The sequence below is a fragment of the Psychroflexus salinarum genome (genome assembly GCF_042677225.1).
GTDB lineage: Bacteria > Bacteroidota > Bacteroidia > Flavobacteriales > Flavobacteriaceae > Psychroflexus > Psychroflexus salinarum.
The window spans coordinates 333144-354724 of record NZ_JBHTIV010000005.1; the positions used below are offsets into that span (position 1 = coordinate 333144).

A 21581-nucleotide genomic window follows, 5' to 3' on the forward strand; every position below is an offset into this window, starting at 1 on the left:
AATGTTGTTATTTTTTTTCTGAAAAGGCTGAAATTGTTTTGTATTTATTCTTTTGATAAATTTTCTCTATCATTTTGAGAAAGTAAGATTTGAAAACCAAACCTAAAACGCCACTCAATGCCAAGGCTACGATACCAGCATTGAAGTTGATAAGTTTATAAGGTATATAAAAGATAATCACTGGACCTAAGATTTTCGGCAAACTGATGAGCAACTGAGTCGGATTAAAACCTTGTGTGTTACTAAAAGCTTTCGCTTTTTGGTTTAGCTCAATCGGAACTCTATTTAATGCACCACCAAATAAGGTAATGAACGAATTAAGACCGATATTAAAAGAAGCTCCAGCTGCAATCATTACATATGTTTCCCAACCAAAATAAATATAAGGCGTACTCAATATAAAAGAAACTCCACATCCAATTGCCATTAAAAGCCACTTGGATTCCAAGTATTTTCTATAAGATACATTTTGACTCATCATCAACTTATAATATTCACTATCCCAAGAAGGCACCAATTGCCCAAAAGTCATCAAAAAACCACCAGTTACAAAGACTCCAGCGAAAGCAATAACCACAGGCATGTCTTTATATATATCTTGTGTAAAGAAAAATAGCCCATAAAAAAGAAAGAAGAAAGACATGAGTAGCACCTGTTTTGGTCTCGCATTTCTTGTAATCATTTTCACATCATTTTTCAAAAACGTAGCTAAAGTTCCAAATCGGTTTAAAAACTCGAGATTATAATTTTTGAATTTCTCTTTTTTGGCCTGTACTGCTCCGTCCACATAAAAATTCTTTCGGAGCAATCTATAATTGGCTTTAAATAAAAAGACGACTAAAGCTAGGGGTAAAAGAACTGTAAATCCAATAGAATAAAAAGAATTAAAGAAAACACCAGTATAAGGCGTAATATCAAAAATACCAAAATACTGCAAGCAAATTAACGAGGCTAATATTGCTACAACAACATAGAATGCCGAGTTGTTTTTGTTTAAAATGAAATTCAAGAAGTTGATAGAAAAACTTATGGCCAGTATACTTACAAACCATAATAAGGCCATAAGCGGATTATATCCCTGAACCATCAAGACTATTGTCAAGGGAATAAAAAACAATAAAGGAAGAATGTTGAAAAAAGAAAAAGAAGTCTTCAAAAGTAAAAACTGAATTACGGATTGTCTTTTGATAGGCAACAACAACATTGGTTTAATGTTCATCACAGGAAGCTGTTGCATAAAATATCTAAGAGCGAGATCTCCAAGAACCCAATAAATTAGATAGTTATTAATGATCAAAAAAGGATCTTGATCTGGAAAAGATTTTTTGAAAATAAAAAAAATACCCACACCAGCCAATATTGCTATTCCTGCAAAATAAAGAGCAGCTAAAAGCATTAAAATTTTTATAGCCAGTCCTTTCTCAAAAAAAGAAGATCGCCTAAATTGTTTCCACTCTAGTCCAAAAAATTGCTTGGTAGTCATTTAATGAAGTTTGTCTGATTAGTATTAAACCTGTCTATTTGTTACAGATCTAAACATCAAATTAAGCTCAAAAATTTCATTTTTTTAAGAAAAAAATAAAGTTATTTTTATGAAAATTTTTAATAATGAAACACATTACAGCTTTCCTTCTACTGTTTTTGGTTCAGAGCTTTGCTTTTTCCCAAGAAGATTACCCAGATTTAAAAGAGATATCCAAACGTCTCAAAGTCTTGAAAAAAAATTCAAACGTTGAACTCTCCACATTAACCGAAACTATGGGAGGCAATCATATTTATGCTCTTAAAATTGGCAAAGGAGACCTTGACAACAAACCAGCTATAGCCGTAGTTGGAGGAGTTGAAGGCTTACATGTGTTGAGCGTTGAACTTGCTTTACAATTTGCGGAGCGAATTGCTACAGAAGAGGAAGCTCTGGACAAAACTACCTTTTACGTCTTCCCTAATATGTCTCCGGAAGCTTATGCTCAATACCATCACAAATTGAGATACGAGCGTAGAGGAAATGCAACAGAATATGATCATGACCGTGACGGCAGATTAAGCGAAGACCCTTATGAAGATTTAAACAATGATGGTCTTATCACTCAAATTCGAATAAGAAGTCCATTAGGTAAACATGTAGCTCATCCGGAGAATCCTAAAGTGATGATTGAAGTGGACACTACCTCTTCAAATTCAAAACGCTATCAACTTTATACTGAAGGCATCGACAATGACAAAGATGGAAGGTTTAATGAAGACTTAGAAGAAGGTATAGCTTTCAACAAAAGTTTTACCTACAACTTCCCAGCTTTTGAACCATTAGCTGGAGATTATGCTGTCTCTCAAAAAGAAAGCAGAGCTTTGCTTGATTACCTCTTTAAACAGTGGAATATTTTTGCGTTTGTGAGTTTTAGTCCAGCAAATAATTTATCGTCTCCACTTAAATATAATTCTCAAGGAGCCAAAAAGAGAATCGTTTCTTCACCTTTGGAAGGAGATGTTGCCATCAACAAAATGATATCAGAATTGTACAATGAAACCGTTTCTAAAAAACCTTACATGCAGGAGAATACGGGAACCGATGGCGATTTTTTTCAGTGGGCGTATTTCCATTTTGGAAGATTAAGCTACAGTACACCAGGTTGGTGGGTTCCAGAAGCTGAAAAAGATTCAACATCAACTTCAGATAAAAGAATAAAAGACACTAAAGAGTCAAACTTTTTGAAATGGGCAGAGCAAGAAAATATTGATAATGTTTTTGTGGATTGGGAAAAAATCAATCACCCCGATTTTAAAAATCAAACAGTTGAAGTTGGTGGAGTTAAGCCTTTTGTGATGGATAATCCACCGTTTTCAAAAGTAGATAGCATCGCCATAGAGCATACTGATTTTATTCAGAAATTGGCACAACATCAACCTAAACTTGAGTTCCATAATTTAAAAGTCGAAAGTCTAAAAGGCGGGCTTAAAAGAATTACTGTTGACTTGCTCAATAACGCCAACTTACCAACCCATTCTGAACTTGGACAACGCTCACGTTGGTTGAAAAAAATCAGAATTGAATTAAGTGCTTCCAAGGATAATATTTTGGCTGGAAACAAAATTGAGTTGGTGACAAAAATGGATGCTTTGGAAACCAAATCTTTATCTTGGATTGTGAAAGGAAACGGAAAATTAAATTTGAAAGCTGGTGCCCCACACTCAGGTTTTTCAGAACTAAACATAAATTTATAAGCCATGAAAATTATCAATTGTACCTCACTATTTTGTCTCGCTATATTGTTGATGTCTGGCTCAATTTCTCAAGCTCAAGAAAAGTTTTTTAGAGCTATTGGAACACCGCACCAACCCAAAGTAGAAGCCAGCTGGAATCGCTATAATACCTACGATGGAATTGTGGATCTAATGAAAAAGATCTCCAAAGCTTACCCAGAACTAACTCGACTAGAAAGCATTGGAAAATCTTACGAAGGTAAAGATATCTATATGCTAACGGTTTCTGATTTCAACACAGGAAAACCAAATGAAAAACCAGCGATGTATATAGATGGAAATATCCATTCTAACGAAATTCAAGGCGCAGAATTTTCACTTTACACCGCTTGGTATCTGACTGAAATGTTTGATGATTTAGACTTCATCAATGAATTATTAAAAGACAAAACCTTTTACATAGTTCCAACCATCAACCCAGATGCACGAGATAATTTCATGAAAGAACCCAACACACCACATTCTCCAAGGTCGGGGATGATTGTTCTGGACAACGACGGCGATGGTGAAGCAGGGGAAGATGGTTTTGACGATCTCAATGGCGATAATCATATTACTTATATGATAAGAAAATCTCCAACAGGTCAGTACATCAAAGACCCTCAGGATGACAGACGCTTAATAAAAGTTCCCATAGAAGAACAAGGTGAATATGAAATGCTCGGATATGAAGGCATCGACAAAGATGGAGACGGAGAAGTCAATGAAGATGGCATAGGTTACTATGACCCAAACAGGGACTGGGGCTGGAAATGGCAACCAGACTATGTGCAACGTGGTGCTTACAAATACCCGTTTAGCTTACCAGAAAATAGAGCCGTAGCAGGTTTTGTAATGGAGCATCCTAATATAGCTGGAGCTCAAAGTTACCATAACTACGGCGGGATGATTCTGAGAGGTCCCGGAGCAGAAGAAGATGCTGATACATACAATAAAGAAGATGTTCGCATTTACGATGCAATTGCTGAAAAAGGTGAAGAAATGATACCAGGTTATCGTTATCTTACGGTTTACAAAGATTTATATTCAGTATTTGGCGGTGAGTTAGACTGGTTTTATGGTGGAAGAGGAATTTATACTTACACCAATGAATTGATGGTCTCCTACCTCTACTACCATAAAAATGAAGGAAGAGGAAACCAGGAAGAAGAATTGAAAGTAGATAAATACTTAACTTTTGGTGATGCTTTTGTAGATTGGAAAGAATACAATCATCCGCAATATGGCCCCATAGAAATTGGGGGATTCAAAAAGAATTTCAGTAGAGCTCATCCTGGATTTCTTCTTGAGCAAGATGCTCATAGAAACATGGCATTTACAATTTATCACGCTTATCAAACTCCAAAACTTAGCATCTTGGACGTGGATGAAAAATCTTTAGGTAATGGCTTAAAAGAAATAACAGCTACAGTTTATAATGAACGATTAATGCCAACACACAGCAGCCAGGATTTAAAATACAAAATTGAAAGACCCGATTTGATAACGATATCTAATGCTAATGTAGTTGCAGGAATGATCGTGGAAGATGAAGATTTCAATAAAGTAAGTGAACAAGTTCACAATCCTGAAACCATAAAAGTTCCAAATATCCCTGGAATGGAGTCGATAAAAGTAAGGTGGATTATCTCTGGTGATAGAAACTATAAAATTGAAGTAGATTCTGCTAAGGGTGGAAAAGTGAATTGGAATAAATAATGCTAATCTAAACTTAAGCTGAAAAGGCAGTTCTCGTTATTTTAATACATTTAAAATAAAATTGAAATTTATGGCAATTCAAAAACCCTTCAATCTTAATCATTGGATAAAAGAAAACCGAGATGTATTAAAACCTCCAGTTGGAAATAAAAACTTGTATAAAGATGCAGGTGATTACATTGTAATGATTGTGGGAGGGCCCAACGCTCGAAAAGATTATCATTATAATGAAACAGAAGAATTGTTTTATCAGCTAGAAGGTGAAATAGAAGTTCATATTCAGGAAGAAGGTAAGAAGAAAACCATGGTTTTAGGACCTGGTGACATGTATTTACATCCAGCAAAAGTCCCACATTCTCCAGTAAGAAAAGAAGGATCGATTGGTTTGGTGATTGAGCGAAAGAGAAGCCATCTTGATGTTAAAGATGGTTTGCTTTGGTTTTGTGACAATTGCAATCATAAACTGCATGAAGTTTATTTTCCTCTCCATGATATAGAAAAGGATTTTCTAAAACACTTTGAAGAATTTTATTCTGATGAGAAATTAAGAACCTGTAACAAGTGTGGCGAAGTGATGCCTGTAGACGAACGTTTTACAGCTTAATTTTTATACTAGTTTAATTTTCATAAATTCGTTACAAATTAAAATTTAATTAAAATGAGTAAAATTTCGAAAGAATTTGGAATCGATGATGCCTTAAAGCAACTTGATATCCAAAACGAAAATAAAGGAACTTCTGTAGGAGAAGAATTTTTCTCTAATGGACAAATCATAGAATCCTATTCTCCTGTAGACGGAGCTTTGATTGGTAAGGTGCAAGCGACTACTAAAGAAGATTATGAAAAAGTAGCTAGTACTGCTCATAAAGGTTTTAAGGAGTGGAGAACATGGCCTGCACCGGCAAGAGGGGAAGTTGTTCGTCAATTCAACGATGAGTTAAGAAGACTTAAAGCCCCACTTGGCAAATTGGTTTCTTACGAGATGGGAAAATCTTACCAAGAGGGATTAGGAGAAGTACAGGAAATGATAGACATCTGCGATTTTGCCGTTGGACTTTCCAGACAACTCCATGGACTAACTATGCATTCTGAGCGACCAGGACACCGTATGTATGAGCAATGGCATCCTTTAGGTGTGGTTGGAATTATCTCAGCCTTCAATTTTCCTGTTGCCGTTTGGTCCTGGAATACAGCTTTAGCCTGGGTTTGTGGCGATGCTTGTATCTGGAAAGGTTCAGAAAAAACTCCTTTAACATCGTTAGCTTGCCAAAAAATTGCTGCTCGAGTTTTTAAAGAAAATAAAGTTCCTGAAGGAATTTCTTCATTAATTACTGGTGATCATAAAGTTGGAGAGTACATGACCCAAGACAAACGTCTACCTTTAATTTCTGCAACAGGTTCAATAAGAATGGGACGAATCGTAGCTCAAGAAGTCGCCAAAAGACTTGGCAAATCCCTATTGGAACTAGGTGGAAATAATGCAATTATTGTTACTCCAGATGCAGATATCAAAAATACTGTGATTGGTGCTGTCTTTGGGGCTGTGGGCACTTGTGGTCAACGCTGTACTTCTACAAGACGAATCATCATTCATGAATCAATCTATGATAAGGTGAAAAATGCGATTGTTGATGCTTATCAGCAAATAAGCATTGGAAATCCATTAGATGAGAATAACCATGTTGGACCGCTCATCGACAAAGATGCTGTAAAAAATTACCTGCATGCTTTAGAAGAAGTGAAAAAGGAAGGCGGTAAAATTCTAGTTGAAGGAGGTGTCTTGGAAGGAGAAGGTTACGAAAGCGGCTGCTACGTAAAACCCGCAATTGCTGAAGCAGAAAATCATTTTGATATTGTACAGCATGAAACTTTTGCTCCTGTCCTCTATATTATGAAATATTCTGGTGAAGTAGATAATGCTCTTGAGCTTCAAAATGGAGTTGTACAAGGTCTATCTTCAGCAATCATGACCAATAATCTTAGAGAAGCAGAAAGATTTTTATCTGTAGAAGGATCGGATTGTGGAATTGCCAATGTTAACATAGGTACTTCTGGAGCCGAAATTGGTGGCGCTTTTGGCGGTGAAAAAGATACTGGAGGAGGTAGAGAGTCTGGTTCTGATGCTTGGAAAGTTTATATGAGAAGACAAACCAACACAATCAACTACACCAAAGATCTTCCTCTTGCTCAGGGAATCAAGTTTGACTTGTAAATTTTAATAACACTATCAGGCCGTTTAAAACGGCCTGATTTTTTTGTTTATCATATTCAGAACACTGATTAAACAAGAATAGGTCAATAATATCTTTTTCTGAGTTACTTAAGATCAAATCTTTAAATGGTTTTTTGTCAACTAGAAAAAAACAACTTTATTTGCAGATTCATATATTATTATTTTGAACTAAAATAGTTTCAGAATATAGAAGAAATTTTACTATTTATGAGTGATGTAAAAGCATCCATCACTGCTGTAGGCGGATATGTTCCAGATTATGTTCTCACCAATAAAGCACTGGAGAGTATGGTTGAAACAAATGATCAGTGGATCACAGCAAGAACTGGCATTAAAGAAAGACGTATTTTGAAGCAACCCGAACAGGGTTCTTCTTTCCTGGGAATAAAGGCTTGTGAAGATTTATTCAGCAAAACATCAACAAAACCAGAAGATATAGATTTAGTGATTTTTGCAACTGCAACACCAGATATGCCTGTAGCTTCTTCCGCAGCTTATCTCGCTACTGAAATTGGAGCTGTCAATGCATTTTCATTTGATCTTCAATCTGCATGTTCAAGTTTTTTATATGGAATGTCTTTAGCTTCCTCATATATTGAATCTGGAAAGTATCAGAATATCTTACTTGTTGGTGCAGATAAAATGTCATCAATAATAGATTATACAGATAGAAGTACTTGTATTATTTTTGGAGACGGAGGTGGCGCAGTTTTATTTTCACCAAATAATGAAGGGTTGGGGTTACAAGATGAAATTTTAAAAACTGACGGAACCGGACGCCAATTTTTAAAAATCGAAGCCGGAGGCTCTCAATTACCAGCTTCTGAAAAGACTGTGAAAAATAAACAGCATTTTGTGTTTCAGGATGGTAAAACTGTGTTTAAGTTTGCAGTATCCAATATGGCAGGTGTAAGTGATGAAATTATGAGAAAAAATAATCTTGCAGCAAGTGATGTCGATTGGCTGGTTGCCCATCAAGCTAACAAGAGAATAGTTGATGCAACTTACAAAAGGATGAATTTAGATTCAGAAAAAGTATTAATGAATATACAACGTTACGGAAATACAACTTCCGCAACATTACCTTTATTATTAAGCGATTACGAAAAACAATTTAAAAAGGGAGATAATATTATATTTGCAGCTTTCGGTGGCGGCTTCTCATGGGGCTCCATATATTTGAAATGGGCTTATAACTCTTAATCCCTAAAAAACTTAAAACTATGGATTTAAAGGAAATTCAAAACTTGATTAAATTTGTTGCTAAATCTGGAGCAAGTGAAGTAAAGCTTGAGATGGACGATGTCAAAATCACAATCAAAACTGGTAGTGAAGACGATGGTAAAACTTATGTTCAGCAGATTCCTATGAACATGCCACAGCAACAAATGCAACAACAAGCACCAGTACAAAACCATCAACAACCTCAATCTCCATCATCTGAAGAGAAATCAGCTCCAAAGGCGAACGATGATGACAAATACATCACCATCAAATCTCCTATTATTGGAACATTTTACAGAAAACCTTCTCCTGACAAAAAAGCTTTTGTTGAGGTAGGAAGTGAAGTGAAAGAAGGTGATGTTCTATGTACTATTGAAGCTATGAAACTTTTCAATGAAATTGAAAGTGAAGTTTCAGGAAAAATAGTAAAAGTGCTTGTGGATGATTCTTCTCCAGTTGAGTTTGATCAACCACTTTTCTTGGTTGATCCTTCATAAGGAAACCAATTGTTTTAGATTTTTTCTTTAACCAAAACAAACGTTCATGTTTAAAAAAATTCTAATCGCCAACCGTGGTGAAATTGCGCTACGAATTATTCGTACCTGTAAAGAGATGGGTATCAAAACGGTTGCCGTATATTCTACAGCAGACAAAGAAAGTTTACATGTAAGATTTGCGGATGAAGCTGTATGCATAGGACCTCCGCAAAGCAGTGAATCTTACCTAAAGATCCCAAATATTATTTCAGCAGCTGAAATAACAAATGCAGATGCTATCCATCCTGGTTATGGATTCTTGTCTGAAAATGCAGCATTTTCTAAAATTTGTCAAGAACACGATATCAAATTCATAGGTGCAAGTCCTGAGATGATTGGTAGAATGGGAGACAAAGCAAGCGCTAAAGCTACAATGAAAGCTGCCGGTGTTCCGTGCGTACCAGGCTCTGAAGGCATCTTAAAAGATTTTAAAGAATGCAAAAAAGTAGCTAAAGAAATTGGCTATCCAGTTATGCTTAAAGCAACTGCTGGTGGTGGCGGTAAAGGTATGCGTGCAGTGAAAAGCGAGGATAAGCTTGAAGCTGCATGGGAGTCTGCAAGACAGGAAGCTAAGGCTGGATTTGGGAATGATGATATGTATATGGAAAAGCTTATTGAAGAGCCAAGACATATCGAAATACAAATTGTAGGTGACCAAACAGGTAAAGCTTGTCATTTATCTGAACGTGATTGTTCCGTACAAAGAAGACACCAAAAGCTTACAGAAGAAGTCCCTTCCCCTTTCATGACCGATGAACTTCGTGAAAAAATGGGAAATGCTGCTGTAAAGGCGGCAGAGTATATCAAATACGAAGGTGCTGGAACTATTGAGTTCTTAGTGGACAAGCATAGGAATTTCTATTTTATGGAAATGAATACACGAATCCAAGTAGAGCACCCAATTACCGATGAAGTTGTAGATCATGATCTCGTAAGAGAACAAATACTAGTTGCTGCAGGAGTTCCTATTTCTGGTAAAAACTATTATCCAAAATTACATTCTATTGAATGCAGAATCAATGCCGAAGATCCTTTCCACAACTTTAGACCTTCTCCTGGTAGAATAGAAACCTTGCACTTACCCGGAGGTCATGGAATACGGGTGGACACTCATGTCTATAGTGGCTATATCATACCTCCAAATTACGACTCTATGATTGCTAAACTTATTGCAACAGCTCAAACTAGACCTGAGGCTATAAGCAAAATGAAGAGAGCTTTAAGTGAATTCGTTGTAGAAGGTGTCAAAACCACAATACCATTTCATATACAATTGATGGAACATCCAGATTATGTGGAAGGTAATTATACGACAAAGTTTATGGAAGATTTTGTTTTAAAAGAAGTTGAAGACGAAGATGATGAATAATATCATAAATGATTTGAGTTAACAAAAAAGGCTGTTTTTTATAAAAAACAGCCTTTTTTGTTACACCCAATTTTTAGGCTTTTGTAAAACCTTTAATAGTTTCTCCTCCTCAGAACCTGAGTCAGGCTGATGATTATATTGCCACTGGACGTGAGGCGGAAGACTCATCAAAATACTTTCAATCCTCCCGTTGGTTTTCAACCCAAATAAAGTTCCCTTATCATGAACAAGGTTAAACTCTACGTAGCGGCCACGTCGTATTTCTTGCCAATTTCTTTGTTCTTGTGAATACCCTAGGTCTTTTCGCTTTTCAACTATAGGTACATAAGCTTCCAAAAAGCTGTCTCCTACATGAGTCACAAAATCATAAATTCCTTCAAGACTTCTTTCAGAAGTTGGCTTTAAATAATCAAAAAACAACCCGCCAATACCTCGAGCTTCCTCACGATGTGAATTCCAAAAATATCTATCACAATTAGCTTTATAATCTGAGTATAAATTTTCACCAAAAGGATCGCAAGCTTGTTTCGAAATTTCATGAAAATGTTTAACGTCTTCCTCAAATAGGTAATAAGGCGTAAGATCTTGTCCTCCGCCAAACCACTGGTCAATAATCTTACCTTTCCTGTTATACATTTCAAAATACCTGAAATTTGCATGAACAGTAGGAACCAACGGACTTTTAGGATGAAGAACTAAACTAATACCACAAGCAAAAAAATCACAGTCTTGCACATTGAAATAATTTTGCATGGCTTCAGGCAAATCGCCATGAACAGCAGAAATATTAACTCCTCCTTTTTCAAAAACAGAGCCATTTTGTATGACTCTGGTTCTGCCACCTCCACCTTCTTTTCTTTCCCAAAGATCCTGTGCAAAAGATGCAGTCCCATCAATAGCCTCCAATTTACTTGTGATGGTATCTTGAAGCTGTTCTATGTAATTGTAAAATCTGTCTTTCATAATTTGAATTTCAATAGTGACGTAAAAATAAAACTTTTGAGAGGCTTGAGTACTTGATTTTGTTAAGAATAGGATAAACTAAAACCACTGATTACTGATATATAGAACAACATCGTAATTTAGTCTTAAAACATTTTCAAATGAAGTTCAATACAAAAGCAATACACGGTGGTCAAGAAAATATAGATCCTGCATATAAATCAGTAATGGCTCCTATTTATCAAACGACAACTTATAGCCAGACATCTCCCGGCAATCATAATGGTTATGAGTATTCTAGAAGTGGCAACCCTACAAGATCCGCTTTAGAAAAATCTCTAGCTTCTATCGAAAATGGAAAACATGGTATTGCATTTGGATCCGGATTAGCCGCGATTGATGCTATCATAAAAACATTAAAGCCGGGCGACGAAGTGATTTCTACTAATGATGTATATGGTGGTACTTATAGGTTATTCAATAAGATATATAAGGACTTTGGAATAAGATTTCATTTTATCGGGATGCAGAGTGTTGAAAAAATTGAATCCTGCATCAACGAAAGAACTAAATTAATTTGGACTGAAACTCCAACCAACCCTATGATGAATATCATTGACATTGAAGCAATTTCGACAGTCTCTAAAAAACATGGAATTTTGCTAGCCGTTGATAATACATTTGCTACTGCATATCTTCAACAACCGCTTGACCTTGGTGCGGATATAGTGATGCAAAGTGCTACCAAGTATCTTGGAGGCCATAGTGATGTTGTCTTGGGTTCTCTCGTTGTTAATGACGACGATATTGCGAAACAGCTATACTTTATTCAAAATGCTAGTGGTGCCATACCAGGACCTATGGATTGTTTTTTGATCCTGAGAGGGATAAAAACACTTCACTTGAGAATGCAGCGTCATTCTGAAAATGGAAGAGCTGTAGCTGAGTTTTTAAAAGATCATCCTAAAGTAGAAAATGTGTATTGGCCAGGTTTAGAAAGTCATCCAAATCATGAAATTGCAAAAAGACAGATGAAGGATTTTGGAGGTATGATTTCTTTTTCTATCAAAGGCAATTCTACTAAAGATGCGGTGAAGTTTCTGGAAAATCTGAAGGTATTTACACTTGCTGAATCTCTCGGCGGTGTTGAATCTTTAGCTGGACATCCAGCCAGTATGACACATGCAAGCATTCCAAAAGAAGAACGAGAAAAAATAGGAATTGTAGATTCGCTAATTCGACTTAGTGTTGGAATTGAGGATAAAGAAGATTTACTGGAAGATTTAAAACAAGCTTTAGATTAAATATTAAAATACTTTTTTACAATGACAACCACTTCTAATCTAAAGTATAGTTATAACCGAAAGTAAACCAAAACATCCAATCGTTGTACTTATTCTGGTCACCAATAGGTTCTAAGCCATCTACAAAATCTGAAAAATAATAGTGCCATCTTAATTCAGCAAATAAGTCAGATCTTTTAGTAATTTTATATTTTAAACCACCTTGAAAATTCGCTGAAAAAGTAACATTTGCTTCATTAGTAAAAGCTGGTTCGTTACCTGGATCGGCAAGAAAAGTTGGAAAAGTGGTTTCCGGTAAACCAAGACCATCTTCAAGAGTGGTATCTGCTACAGGCGAATAGTAAACAAGGTTTAAACCTATACCGGCATAAGGAGTAAATGTATTTGCATTTCTTTCAAAATCACGAATTCTCATCAAGTAATACTCTAAACCAGATCCAATTTCAAGAACATTTGCTTCGCCATACATTGAACGCAGTTGTAATCCAGCTTCATTGTTTTTCTCAGCTATAGCTCCATAATGATTTAAGCTAGTAGAATGATATATCAAGCTTGACCTGACTTTGAAATGCTGCCTAGGGTACTGAGTGATAAAATTCGTATATGCAAAATTCAGATGATGATTAATTCCAAATCCTAAACCTATATTGTTATTTATAGTTTCATTATCACCACGCAAACCATAATCTCCTCTAAAGGAAACAGGACCCGCCATTATACCAACCTCATGATAAACTTGAGCTACGGATTTATTATGCACTCCTAATATAGAGAGAAGTAATAAAACTATGATAGGGTAATGCCTGAATTTCATAAAAAAAGGTTAGTAAAAACAAATATAGAAAAACAAAAAAATATATTGATGATAATTTTAAAATATGACATTGTAAATGATTAGAACTCAAACAAATATTAATCAATTTTTAAGTTATCTCTAAAATTGAAATTATATCTTTGCGATACTATTAAAAAAAGAACTCATAAATAAGAATAATAAAATGAATAAAGACCTAAAAGGATTTCTTGACAGCGTATTAGAGAGAAATCCTAACCAACCCGAATTTCTTCAAGCAGTCCATGAAGTAGCAGAAGCTATCATACCGTTTATGGAACAAAATCCAAAATATAAAAACCATAAGTTATTAGAACGTATGGTTGAGCCAGAACGTGTCATAATGTTCAGAGTTACTTGGGTAGACGACAACGGTGAAATCCAAGTAAACAGAGGCTTTAGAGTACAGATGAACTCAGCGATTGGTCCTTACAAAGGTGGTTTAAGATTTCACCCTTCTGTGAATTTAAGTATTCTGAAATTCTTAGCTTTTGAACAAGTTTTCAAAAATAGTCTTACAACACTTCCTATGGGAGGTGGTAAAGGTGGATCTGATTTCGACCCTAAAGGTAAATCTGATAATGAAGTTATGAATTTCTGTCAAAGCTTTATGACAGAATTATACAGACACATAGGAAATGATACTGATGTTCCTGCTGGTGATATTGGAGTTGGAGGTCGTGAAGTAGGTTATCTTTTTGGTCAGTATAAACGTATCCAAAATGAATTTACAGGCATTTTAACCGGAAAAGGGCAATCTTTTGGAGGCTCACTAATACGTCCAGAAGCTACTGGATATGGTAATGTATACTTTACAAAAAACATGCTTGAAACTCAGGGCGACACGCTTGAGGGAAAAACCATTCTGATATCAGGATCAGGAAACGTAGCTCAATTTGCTGCGGAAAAAGCGATTGAATTGGGCGCAAAGATTCTAACTATGTCAGACTCCAGCGGTTATATTTTCGATAAAGATGGTATTGATAGCGAAAAGCTAAAATTTATCATGGACTTGAAAAATGTGAAAAGAGGAAGAATCAAAGAATACCTCGATCAATATCCAAGTGCAAAGTATGAAGAAGGAAAAACGCCTTGGAATGAAAAAGGTGATATCGCTATGCCATGTGCTACACAAAACGAACTTTTAAAAGAGGATGCTCAGGCTCTTGTTGATAATGGATGTGTTCTTGTAGGAGAAGGTGCCAATATGCCTTGTACTCCAGAAGCAATTGAAATTTTCCTTAAAAACAAAATTTTGTTCTCACCTGGAAAAGCTTCCAATGCAGGAGGTGTTGCAACTTCTGGTTTAGAAATGTCTCAAAACTCTATGAGATATAACTGGACAGCTGAAGAAGTAGATACTAAACTAAAACAAATCATGAACGATATTCACGAAGCTTGTGTTACTTACGGAAAAGATGACAGTGGTTATGTGGATTACGTAAAAGGAGCAAATATTGCAGGATTTGTGAAAGTGGCTGATGCTATGATTGCTCAAGGAGCAGTATAAATTTTATAATTTACAATTATTAAAAGCCAGTCAAATTAATTTGACTGGCTTTTTTAATATTGCTTACCAGTTTATAATAAAATCATCTTTAAATTAGTTCTTAATTAAGAGAACAATCGCATGAAGAATTTTTCATTTTTAATATTACTTTTACCCTGTTTGCTTTTAGGACAAGACTTCTCTGACCGTTGGAAAAGCTACTTTTCTTATTATAACATTACAGATTTACACGAAAGTGATAACAAGCTTTATGTAGCCTCGGAAAACTCTTACTTTATCTACGAAGTTCTTTCACAGTCTATTGAAAAAGTAACATCTATCGAAGGTTTATCAGGTGATCAGGTCTCGAAAATTTATCACTCAAGCACTTTTGGACTTACTTGCGTAGGCTACGAAAATGGTCTTATTCAAATTGTAATGGATAATAACTTAAACATTTTTACTATTGTTGATATAAGAGATAAAATTTCCATTTCTCCAAACAGAAAACGAATCAATCATTTTTATGAATTTGAAGGCAGTTTGTTTATTTCTACAGATTTTGGCATTGCTGAATATGATTTAAAAAACTTAGAGTTTAGGGATTCTTTCTTTATTGGTGATAACGGAGATCAAATTCAGATAAATCAAATAACTGTTTCAGACGGAAAAATATATGCTGCAACTACAAGTGAAGGAATAAAAACAGCAAGTCTAAATAATCCAAACCTTGTTGATTTTCGGAATTGGCAAACGGAATATGGTGGAAACTGGAAAGGAGTGCTAACGTTTTCCAATAGTATATTTGGATTAAGAAACAACAACAGCATTTTCAAGTTAGAAAATGGTAATTCATCTGTTTTTGAAGCGATCGGATCCAATGTAACAGGGTTTAATGTGAGCGGTGATCGACTTGTTATCACGGCTGCCAACCAGGTCTTAGCTTACAATCCAGAGTTAAATTTGGACGTATTCATCAACCAACTTCAAGGTGCAGAATTCAACGTAAACACTTCGGTTGCCAGCAATGGTGCGTATTATTTGGGACATGCAACTTTAGGTTTATTGAGTTTGGAATCTGAATCCACTCAGACGTTTTCAGAATTAAGTCCAGAGGGCCCTTTATTAAATAGAATTTTTAGCCTTAAGGCTACACCTACAGATTTGTGGGTCACTTTTGGAGAATATAGTCAATTCTATAACCCGTTCCCAATAAATATAAGAGGCTTAAGCAGGCTTTCTGAGGAAGGTTGGATTAATATAAAGCCAGAGAATCTTGGAAATGCTGCAGAGCTATCGCACGTAACAGTTGATCCTCAAAATCCAAATCGTATTTTTGTAAGCAGTTTTTTTGATGGACTTTTGGAAATCGAAAACAATGAGCTAATTCAAAAATATGATTCTTCAAACAGTATCATTGAAGGTGTTCCTGAAAATATTAATGATAATCGTATTGGTTCCAGCGGGTTCGATAGTCAAGGGAATTTATTTTTTTCAAACTCGCTCACAGAACATCAAATTAAAAGACTAGGTGCTGACGGAAATTTTTCTCTCCCCGACACTTCGGAAGGGACCTCAAATCCTACAGAAACTCACTCAGCAAATTTAGTTGTAGACCAAAATAACAACGTGTTTTCTGGTACGCTTAGAAGTGGAATTATTGCATACTACAGCAGTACTAACACGTCAAGAGCCATCACGAGTAATGTTGATGGTGTAGATTTTCCAGATTCTTTTAACGTAAATCCAAATATAACTGCTCTAGAAATAGATCAAAATTCAAGATTATGGATTGGTACTGATGAAGGTTTAAGAGTAATGCCAAATCCTTCTTCGGTATTTGATCAAAATTCGTCCATAATTGTTTCTCCGATAATAATTGAAGATGTAGATGGTTTACCACAAGAATTACTTTTTGAACAATTCATTACAGATATTACAGTAGATGGTGCGAATAATAAATGGATTTCTACAGCTGATTCTGGGGTGTTTCAAGTGTCTCCTAATGGAAGAGAAATCCTTAATATTTTTAATGAAAAAAATTCCCCACTTCCTACCAATAGTGTAAGAACTGTCTCCATCAATCCATCAACTGGTGAAGTGTTTTTCGGGACAACTAGAGGCCTCCTTTCTTATTCTAGTCGAATCACCTCCGAAAATGATGACTTAGAAAATTTGAGAGCTTTCCCCAATCCTGTGAGACCAAATTATAATGGACTTGTTACCATAGATGGTCTTACAGATGGCGCTAATGTAAAAATAACCGATGTCACAGGAAATCTTGTGTTTGAAGAGTTTGCTTCTGGCGGCACTCTTCTATGGGATACTAAAGCTTTCGGAAAGCATAAAGTAGCTTCAGGAGTTTACCTAATTATTGTTACTGGTGAAGATCAAATTGAAACGAATGTCGGCAAATTAATGATCATACGCTGATGCAAATCAAAACAAAAGCCATTGTTATTTCAAGCATAAAATATGGTGAAGCAGATGTCATCGCCAAATGCTTTACTTTAGAGAAAGGTTTGGTTTCTTACATGCTGAAAGGCATCCGTAAATCCAAAAAAGGAAAGTTGAGAATGTCTATGTTTCAACACCTCTCACTCTTGGAAATTGAAGCTTTTCATAAAGAAAATAAAAACCTTCAATACCTAAAAGAAGTCAAGGTTTTTCATCCTTACCAAAGCTTACAGTACAATGTTTACAAATCTACAATGGTGATGTTTCTGGCTGAAGTTTTGAAAAGTTGCATTCAGGAAGAAGAAAGAAATGAAGCTTTATTTTATTTTCTACAAGACAGTTCTGTATACCTGGATGAAGCAGAATCTATCAAAAACTTCCACCTCCATTTTATTGTAAAACTAACTCAGTTTCTTGGGTTTTATCCGGACAGTCAAAGTGTTGACTTTCCCTACTTCGATATGCTGAATGGAGTTTTTCAACTGAAAGAGCTCAACTCCTATTCTTTTAATAATTCAAATTCAGAATTACTCAAAGCACTGATGAATTATTCAGATTACAGCGAAGCCAACCAAATTAAGCTCAATCAAGAAGGTCGAAAAAACTTTCTTGACTTTATGATGTTATATTATGAATTGCACCTACAAGGCTTCAAAAAACCCAAATCACTTGAAGTACTGCAGCAGATTTTTTAGTTACAATCCCCTTTCCTTCTGAATCCGTTCATAGGCTTCTTGAACTTTATTAAATTTTTCTTGAGCTCCTTTTTGGTATGCTTCATCCATATGTTGAAGTTTATCTGGATGAAATTTTTTAGCCATAGTTCTATAAGCCTTTTTAACTTCTGAATCACTAGCCGACTTCTCGATTTCTAAAATTTTATAAGCATCGTCTGCAGATTTAAAGAACATCGCTTTGATGCTTTCAAAATCTGAATTAGCTATGCGAAGATTCTGAGAAATATTTAGTAAGGTTCTTAATTCTGCATCAGAAACATGACCGTCTGCGTTGGCAATGTTAAACAGAAAATGAAGGATTTGAAGCCTGACCTCATATCGTACTCTAGGCCTCAAATACTCACAGATACGTGTTACAGAGATTTCACGGCTTTTAATAACTTCATTAAAGGTTTTGAAAGTAGCATTAGCTTTTTCTTTACCATAAGCCTGTACAAAATACATTCTCACATAATCCATCTCTTGCTGAGTCACTTTGCCGTCAGCTTTTATAACCAAAGAAGACAAGGAAAGCAGGTTAAGTTCAAAATCTCCTGGAGAAACTTGCGCTGATTGTTCTTGGAATATTTTTCCAAACCCTCCACCACTGCTGGAAGAAGAACCTCTGAAAATCCTGTCAAGAATAGAGCCAATAATAAATCCTAAGATTGCGCCACCAAAACGCATATAAAAAAAGCCAATAATGGCACCAATCCACTTCAAATCAAATAATTTTAACTGCAAATATAAAAGCATCAAACGGTTTAATTCGATATTCAAGTGGTTTTTAAGATAGATTAAACGATAGCCAATAGAATTGAAATCATTATGTTAAGAACACAGTAGATAAAAGACATTTTTATACATTTGTATTTATATTCAGTTTAAATAAAAATCAAAATATATGTACCCACCAGAATTAGTAAAACCTATGCAGCAAGAATTAACCGCTGTAGGTTTTGATGAATTAAAAAGCAAAGCTGATGTTGATGTTGCTTTAGCTAAGGAAGGAACAACATTGGTAGTCGTAAATTCTGTTTGTGGCTGTGCAGCTGCAAACGCAAGACCAGGAGCTATAAAATCACTTCAAAACGCAAAAACACCAACACATCTGGTAACCGTTTTTGCAGGAGTAGATAAAGAAGCTACTGATGAGGCAAGGGCCAAAATGGTCCCATTTCCTCCAAGTTCGCCTTCTATGGCACTCTTCAAAGATGGAGAGCTGGTCCATATGCTAGAAAGACATCATATTGAAGGAAGACCTGCAGAGATGATTGCAGATAATCTTATGGATGCTTATAATGAGCACTGCTAGAAATCAAAACTATAATTAAGCCGCTTTTTCTTAAAAGCGGCTTTTTTTATGGTCAATATTCGAAGGATAGCTTTAAAATTATAAGTAAATTGTAGTCTGATTCAGTAAATGAAAATTTGATCACATACAACAGATGAAAAAAATCCTATCGTATCCTCTTTCTGTCATATTTTACCTCTTCTTTGGATTAACTCTTGTCATTTTTCATGGTCTTCAGTGGTTATCTTTCAATCTTTCTGGTTACCAGGCCCACAAAAAAAGTGTAGATCTTTTCAATTTTTTTCTGTTACGCTGTCTCAATCTTGTAGGAACCCGGTTTCAGTATAACAACAAATTTACTTTTGATAAAAACAGACCACACATTATAGTTTCCAACCATCAAAGCATGTTTGATATTCCTCCTATTATTTGGTACATGCGCCAATTACATCCTAAATTCATCAGCAAAAAAGAACTGGCCAAAGGCATTCCGGGCATTTCGTATAATTTAAGACACGGAGGATCGGTATTGATCGATAGAAAAAATCCTGAACAGGCTCTTGGTCAAATCAAAAAACTGGGCAAGTATATTTCGGAAACTAAAAGAGCAGCAGTTATTTTTCCTGAAGGAACTAGAAGTAAAACAGGGATTCCCAAGCAATTTGCTTTCAACGGACTTAGAACTTTATTTGAAGCCTGTCCTGATGCTGTAGTAGTTCCCGTATGCGTGAACAACTCGTGGAAACTTCAGCGTTATGGAATGTTCCCTTTAGGTGTAGGGGCTTTTTTGAAGCTCGAGGTTCTACAATCCCTTGAAGTCAAGAACTTCGAAATCCCAGAATTGATTCAACTCATGGAAAAGAAAATTACAGAAAACGTTCGACTGGACTAAAGCTTATGGAACAATCACAAATCATTTTGAACACTAAAGTCTTTGTCCAGGAAACCCTAAAAGATGCTGAAGGTGGTCACGATTGGTTTCATATTTTGAGAGTTTATAACAATGCCAAAAATATTTTATCCAGAGAAACTGCCAATGGATTTGTTGTAGAATTGGCAAGTCTACTTCACGACATTGCAGATTCAAAATTTCATAATGGCGATGAAGAAATTGGTGCTAAGAAAGCAAAAGCTTTTCTAGAAACACAGTCTGTTGATCCTGTAACTCTAAAACATGTAGTGAATATTATTAAAAATGTATCCTACAAAGGAGGCCACAATTCTGGAGATTTCCATTCCATCGAATTGGATATTGTCCAAGATGCAGACCGCCTTGACGCTATAGGAGCCATAGGAATTGCCAGGACCTTCAATTTCGGCGGCTTCAAAAACAATCCTATTTACGATCCAGAAGTACCTGGAAATCCAAATCAAAGCAAGGAAGAATATAAAAAGTCCAATTCTCCAACAATAAATCACTTCTATGAGAAGCTACTGCTTCTTAAAGATAAAATGAACACCAAAACCGCTAGAGAAATTGCCTCTCAACGCCATGAGTTTATGGAAAAATATCTAGACCAGTTTTACAAAGAATGGGAAGGGAAACTTTAAGCTCTATCTAATAGAAAGAACCAACTCTTCGGATACTACAAACACATCTTCATCTTCTTTTGGTTCGATCAAAAAATGACCTGTAAACGCTCCAAATGCTGGCAAAACGAGCTGATGAGATTTCTTGTAAAAACAAGATAACTTCAACTGCTGGCGGCCTTCACCTCTTAGTCTGTAGCCAGGATGCAAATGACCGCAGATATTAAAAAACCCCTCTCTTTTTTCTGGATGATGTGTTAAAAACAAATCCCCATTAACCAATTCTGAGACTACTTTGAGTCCAAGATCCTCGAATCTGTAAGGAGGAATGATGTCATGATTACCTACAATAAGGGTCATTTTTACATCTTGCAGATTTACCCAAGCCGTAAATCTATCCCAGTCATTATTTTGAGTGGAATGAAATAAATCCCCAAGAAAAATGACCTCTTCTAACTGAAATTCTTCAAGGACTTGATTCAATTTTCTGAAGTTTTCCAAACCCACCTGACTTGGTAAAGCACTTCCATTTTTCCTAAAATGATCGACTTTGCCAAAATGCACATCTGCAATCAAAAGTGCGTTTTTTGATGGCCAAAACAGGCAACCACTGGGATGCATTATAAATTCTTTATTTCCGTAATTAAGTTTCAAAAATTTTGATTTTAAAGTTTTATTCTGAAATTGATACAGTTTAGC

At 35.6% G+C, this 21581-nt stretch carries 19 protein-coding genes; 14 read left to right on the plus strand and 5 right to left on the minus strand.

Annotated elements, in window-relative coordinates; translation table 11 throughout:
• Window positions 1-7 precede the first annotated feature (7 nt).
• Complete coding sequence (locus ACFQ0R_RS03675; protein ID WP_379657023.1) at window positions 8-1483, minus strand: DUF5687 family protein; 1476 nt, start codon at window positions 1481-1483, stop codon at window positions 8-10.
• Window positions 1484-1608: 125 nt separating this feature from the next.
• Between ACFQ0R_RS03675 and ACFQ0R_RS03680 the strand changes: the two genes are divergently transcribed.
• The 7 genes from ACFQ0R_RS03680 to accC all read left to right on the plus strand — a co-directional run bounded on the left by ACFQ0R_RS03680 (window position 1609) and on the right by accC (window position 10318).
• Complete coding sequence (locus tag ACFQ0R_RS03680; protein WP_379657024.1) at window positions 1609-3219, plus strand: M14 family metallopeptidase; 1611 nt, start codon at window positions 1609-1611, stop codon at window positions 3217-3219.
• A 3-nt stretch (window positions 3220-3222) separates the two neighbouring features.
• A complete protein-coding gene (locus tag ACFQ0R_RS03685; protein WP_379657025.1) occupies window positions 3223-4956 on the plus strand; it encodes a M14 family metallopeptidase in 1734 nt (577 codons plus the stop codon).
• Window positions 4957-5026: 70 nt separating this feature from the next.
• Window positions 5027-5560: a 3-hydroxyanthranilate 3,4-dioxygenase gene (locus ACFQ0R_RS03690; protein ID WP_379657026.1), complete on the plus strand. Its 534-nt coding sequence runs from the start codon at window positions 5027-5029 to the stop codon at window positions 5558-5560.
• Between the two features lie 54 nt (window positions 5561-5614).
• Window positions 5615-7168, plus strand: coding sequence for an L-piperidine-6-carboxylate dehydrogenase (gene amaB / locus ACFQ0R_RS03695; RefSeq protein ID WP_379657027.1), 1554 nt, complete (start codon window positions 5615-5617; stop codon window positions 7166-7168).
• A gap of 228 nt (window positions 7169-7396) precedes the next feature.
• A complete protein-coding gene (locus tag ACFQ0R_RS03700; protein WP_379657028.1) occupies window positions 7397-8392 on the plus strand; it encodes a beta-ketoacyl-ACP synthase III in 996 nt (331 codons plus the stop codon).
• A gap of 20 nt (window positions 8393-8412) precedes the next feature.
• The gene (gene accB, locus ACFQ0R_RS03705) at window positions 8413-8910 is read left to right on the plus strand and encodes an acetyl-CoA carboxylase biotin carboxyl carrier protein (protein ID WP_379657029.1); all 498 of its coding nucleotides are present in this window, start codon (window positions 8413-8415) and stop codon (window positions 8908-8910) included.
• A gap of 46 nt (window positions 8911-8956) precedes the next feature.
• Window positions 8957-10318, plus strand: a complete 1362-nt coding sequence (gene accC / locus ACFQ0R_RS03710; RefSeq protein WP_379657030.1) for an acetyl-CoA carboxylase biotin carboxylase subunit — start codon at window positions 8957-8959, stop codon at window positions 10316-10318.
• A gap of 60 nt (window positions 10319-10378) precedes the next feature.
• On the opposite strand, the gene hemF is transcribed toward accC, so the two are convergent.
• A complete protein-coding gene (hemF, locus tag ACFQ0R_RS03715; RefSeq protein ID WP_379657031.1) occupies window positions 10379-11281 on the minus strand; it encodes an oxygen-dependent coproporphyrinogen oxidase in 903 nt (300 codons plus the stop codon).
• A gap of 140 nt (window positions 11282-11421) precedes the next feature.
• Here hemF and ACFQ0R_RS03720 point away from each other — a divergent pair, with 140 nt between their 5' ends.
• Window positions 11422-12564 (plus strand): cystathionine gamma-synthase, encoded by a 1143-nt coding sequence (locus ACFQ0R_RS03720; protein ID WP_379657032.1) that lies wholly within the window; start codon window positions 11422-11424, stop codon window positions 12562-12564.
• Window positions 12565-12598: 34 nt separating this feature from the next.
• Here ACFQ0R_RS03720 and ACFQ0R_RS03725 read toward each other — a convergent pair whose 3' ends face one another.
• Window positions 12599-13378, minus strand: coding sequence for a THC0290_0291 family protein (locus ACFQ0R_RS03725; protein WP_379657033.1), 780 nt, complete (start codon window positions 13376-13378; stop codon window positions 12599-12601).
• A 184-nt stretch (window positions 13379-13562) separates the two neighbouring features.
• Between ACFQ0R_RS03725 and gdhA the strand changes: the two genes are divergently transcribed.
• The 3 genes from gdhA (at window position 13563) to recO (ending at window position 18037) form a co-directional block, all read left to right on the plus strand.
• A complete protein-coding gene (gdhA, locus tag ACFQ0R_RS03730) occupies window positions 13563-14906 on the plus strand; it encodes an NADP-specific glutamate dehydrogenase (RefSeq protein WP_379657034.1) in 1344 nt (447 codons plus the stop codon).
• A gap of 120 nt (window positions 14907-15026) precedes the next feature.
• Window positions 15027-17318 carry a type IX secretion system anionic LPS delivery protein PorZ gene (porZ, locus tag ACFQ0R_RS03735; protein WP_379657035.1) on the plus strand — a complete coding sequence of 764 codons (2292 nt, stop codon included), beginning with the start codon at window positions 15027-15029 and terminating at the stop codon, window positions 17316-17318.
• Window positions 17318-18037, plus strand: coding sequence for a DNA repair protein RecO (gene recO, locus ACFQ0R_RS03740; RefSeq protein ID WP_379657036.1), 720 nt, complete (start codon window positions 17318-17320; stop codon window positions 18035-18037). The genes porZ and recO overlap by 1 nt, the downstream gene beginning before the upstream one ends.
• On the opposite strand, the gene ACFQ0R_RS03745 is transcribed toward recO, so the two are convergent.
• Window positions 18038-18814: a TerB family tellurite resistance protein gene (locus ACFQ0R_RS03745; protein ID WP_379657037.1), complete on the minus strand. Its 777-nt coding sequence runs from the start codon at window positions 18812-18814 to the stop codon at window positions 18038-18040.
• A gap of 148 nt (window positions 18815-18962) precedes the next feature.
• Here ACFQ0R_RS03745 and ACFQ0R_RS03750 point away from each other — a divergent pair, with 148 nt between their 5' ends.
• The 3 genes from ACFQ0R_RS03750 to ACFQ0R_RS03760 all read left to right on the plus strand — a co-directional run bounded on the left by ACFQ0R_RS03750 (window position 18963) and on the right by ACFQ0R_RS03760 (window position 20903).
• On the plus strand, window positions 18963-19373 hold the full coding sequence (locus ACFQ0R_RS03750) for a BrxA/BrxB family bacilliredoxin (RefSeq protein WP_379657038.1): 411 nt from the start codon (window positions 18963-18965) through the stop codon (window positions 19371-19373).
• 133 nt (window positions 19374-19506) lie between these two features.
• A complete protein-coding gene (locus ACFQ0R_RS03755; protein WP_379657039.1) occupies window positions 19507-20244 on the plus strand; it encodes a lysophospholipid acyltransferase family protein in 738 nt (245 codons plus the stop codon).
• Between the two features lie 5 nt (window positions 20245-20249).
• Window positions 20250-20903 carry an HD domain-containing protein gene (locus ACFQ0R_RS03760; protein ID WP_379657040.1) on the plus strand — a complete coding sequence of 218 codons (654 nt, stop codon included), beginning with the start codon at window positions 20250-20252 and terminating at the stop codon, window positions 20901-20903.
• A 3-nt stretch (window positions 20904-20906) separates the two neighbouring features.
• Here the strand turns inward: ACFQ0R_RS03760 and pdeM are convergent, their stop codons facing one another.
• Window positions 20907-21536 (minus strand): ligase-associated DNA damage response endonuclease PdeM, encoded by a 630-nt coding sequence (gene pdeM, locus ACFQ0R_RS03765; RefSeq protein WP_379657041.1) that lies wholly within the window; start codon window positions 21534-21536, stop codon window positions 20907-20909.
• Window positions 21537-21581: the final 45 nt, after the last annotated feature.

Bases quoted from the DNA above. Each gene is read 5' to 3' on its own strand.
- ACFQ0R_RS03675 (WP_379657023.1), bottom strand. From the start codon at position 1,483: ATGACTACCAAGCAATTTTTTGGACTAGAGTGGAAACAATTTAGGCGA.
- ACFQ0R_RS03680 (WP_379657024.1), top strand. From the start codon at position 1,609: ATGAAACACATTACAGCTTTCCTTCTACTGTTTTTGGTTCAGAGCTTT.
- ACFQ0R_RS03685 (WP_379657025.1), top strand. From the start codon at position 3,223: ATGAAAATTATCAATTGTACCTCACTATTTTGTCTCGCTATATTGTTG.
- ACFQ0R_RS03690 (WP_379657026.1), top strand. From the start codon at position 5,027: ATGGCAATTCAAAAACCCTTCAATCTTAATCATTGGATAAAAGAAAAC.
- amaB (WP_379657027.1), top strand. From the start codon at position 5,615: ATGAGTAAAATTTCGAAAGAATTTGGAATCGATGATGCCTTAAAGCAA.
- ACFQ0R_RS03700 (WP_379657028.1), top strand. From the start codon at position 7,397: ATGAGTGATGTAAAAGCATCCATCACTGCTGTAGGCGGATATGTTCCA.
- accB (WP_379657029.1), top strand. From the start codon at position 8,413: ATGGATTTAAAGGAAATTCAAAACTTGATTAAATTTGTTGCTAAATCT.
- accC (WP_379657030.1), top strand. From the start codon at position 8,957: ATGTTTAAAAAAATTCTAATCGCCAACCGTGGTGAAATTGCGCTACGA.
- hemF (WP_379657031.1), bottom strand. From the start codon at position 11,281: ATGAAAGACAGATTTTACAATTACATAGAACAGCTTCAAGATACCATC.
- ACFQ0R_RS03720 (WP_379657032.1), top strand. From the start codon at position 11,422: ATGAAGTTCAATACAAAAGCAATACACGGTGGTCAAGAAAATATAGAT.
- ACFQ0R_RS03725 (WP_379657033.1), bottom strand. From the start codon at position 13,378: ATGAAATTCAGGCATTACCCTATCATAGTTTTATTACTTCTCTCTATA.
- gdhA (WP_379657034.1), top strand. From the start codon at position 13,563: ATGAATAAAGACCTAAAAGGATTTCTTGACAGCGTATTAGAGAGAAAT.
- porZ (WP_379657035.1), top strand. From the start codon at position 15,027: ATGAAGAATTTTTCATTTTTAATATTACTTTTACCCTGTTTGCTTTTA.
- recO (WP_379657036.1), top strand. From the start codon at position 17,318: ATGCAAATCAAAACAAAAGCCATTGTTATTTCAAGCATAAAATATGGT.
- ACFQ0R_RS03745 (WP_379657037.1), bottom strand. From the start codon at position 18,814: ATGCTTTTATATTTGCAGTTAAAATTATTTGATTTGAAGTGGATTGGT.
- ACFQ0R_RS03750 (WP_379657038.1), top strand. From the start codon at position 18,963: ATGTACCCACCAGAATTAGTAAAACCTATGCAGCAAGAATTAACCGCT.
- ACFQ0R_RS03755 (WP_379657039.1), top strand. From the start codon at position 19,507: ATGAAAAAAATCCTATCGTATCCTCTTTCTGTCATATTTTACCTCTTC.
- ACFQ0R_RS03760 (WP_379657040.1), top strand. From the start codon at position 20,250: ATGGAACAATCACAAATCATTTTGAACACTAAAGTCTTTGTCCAGGAA.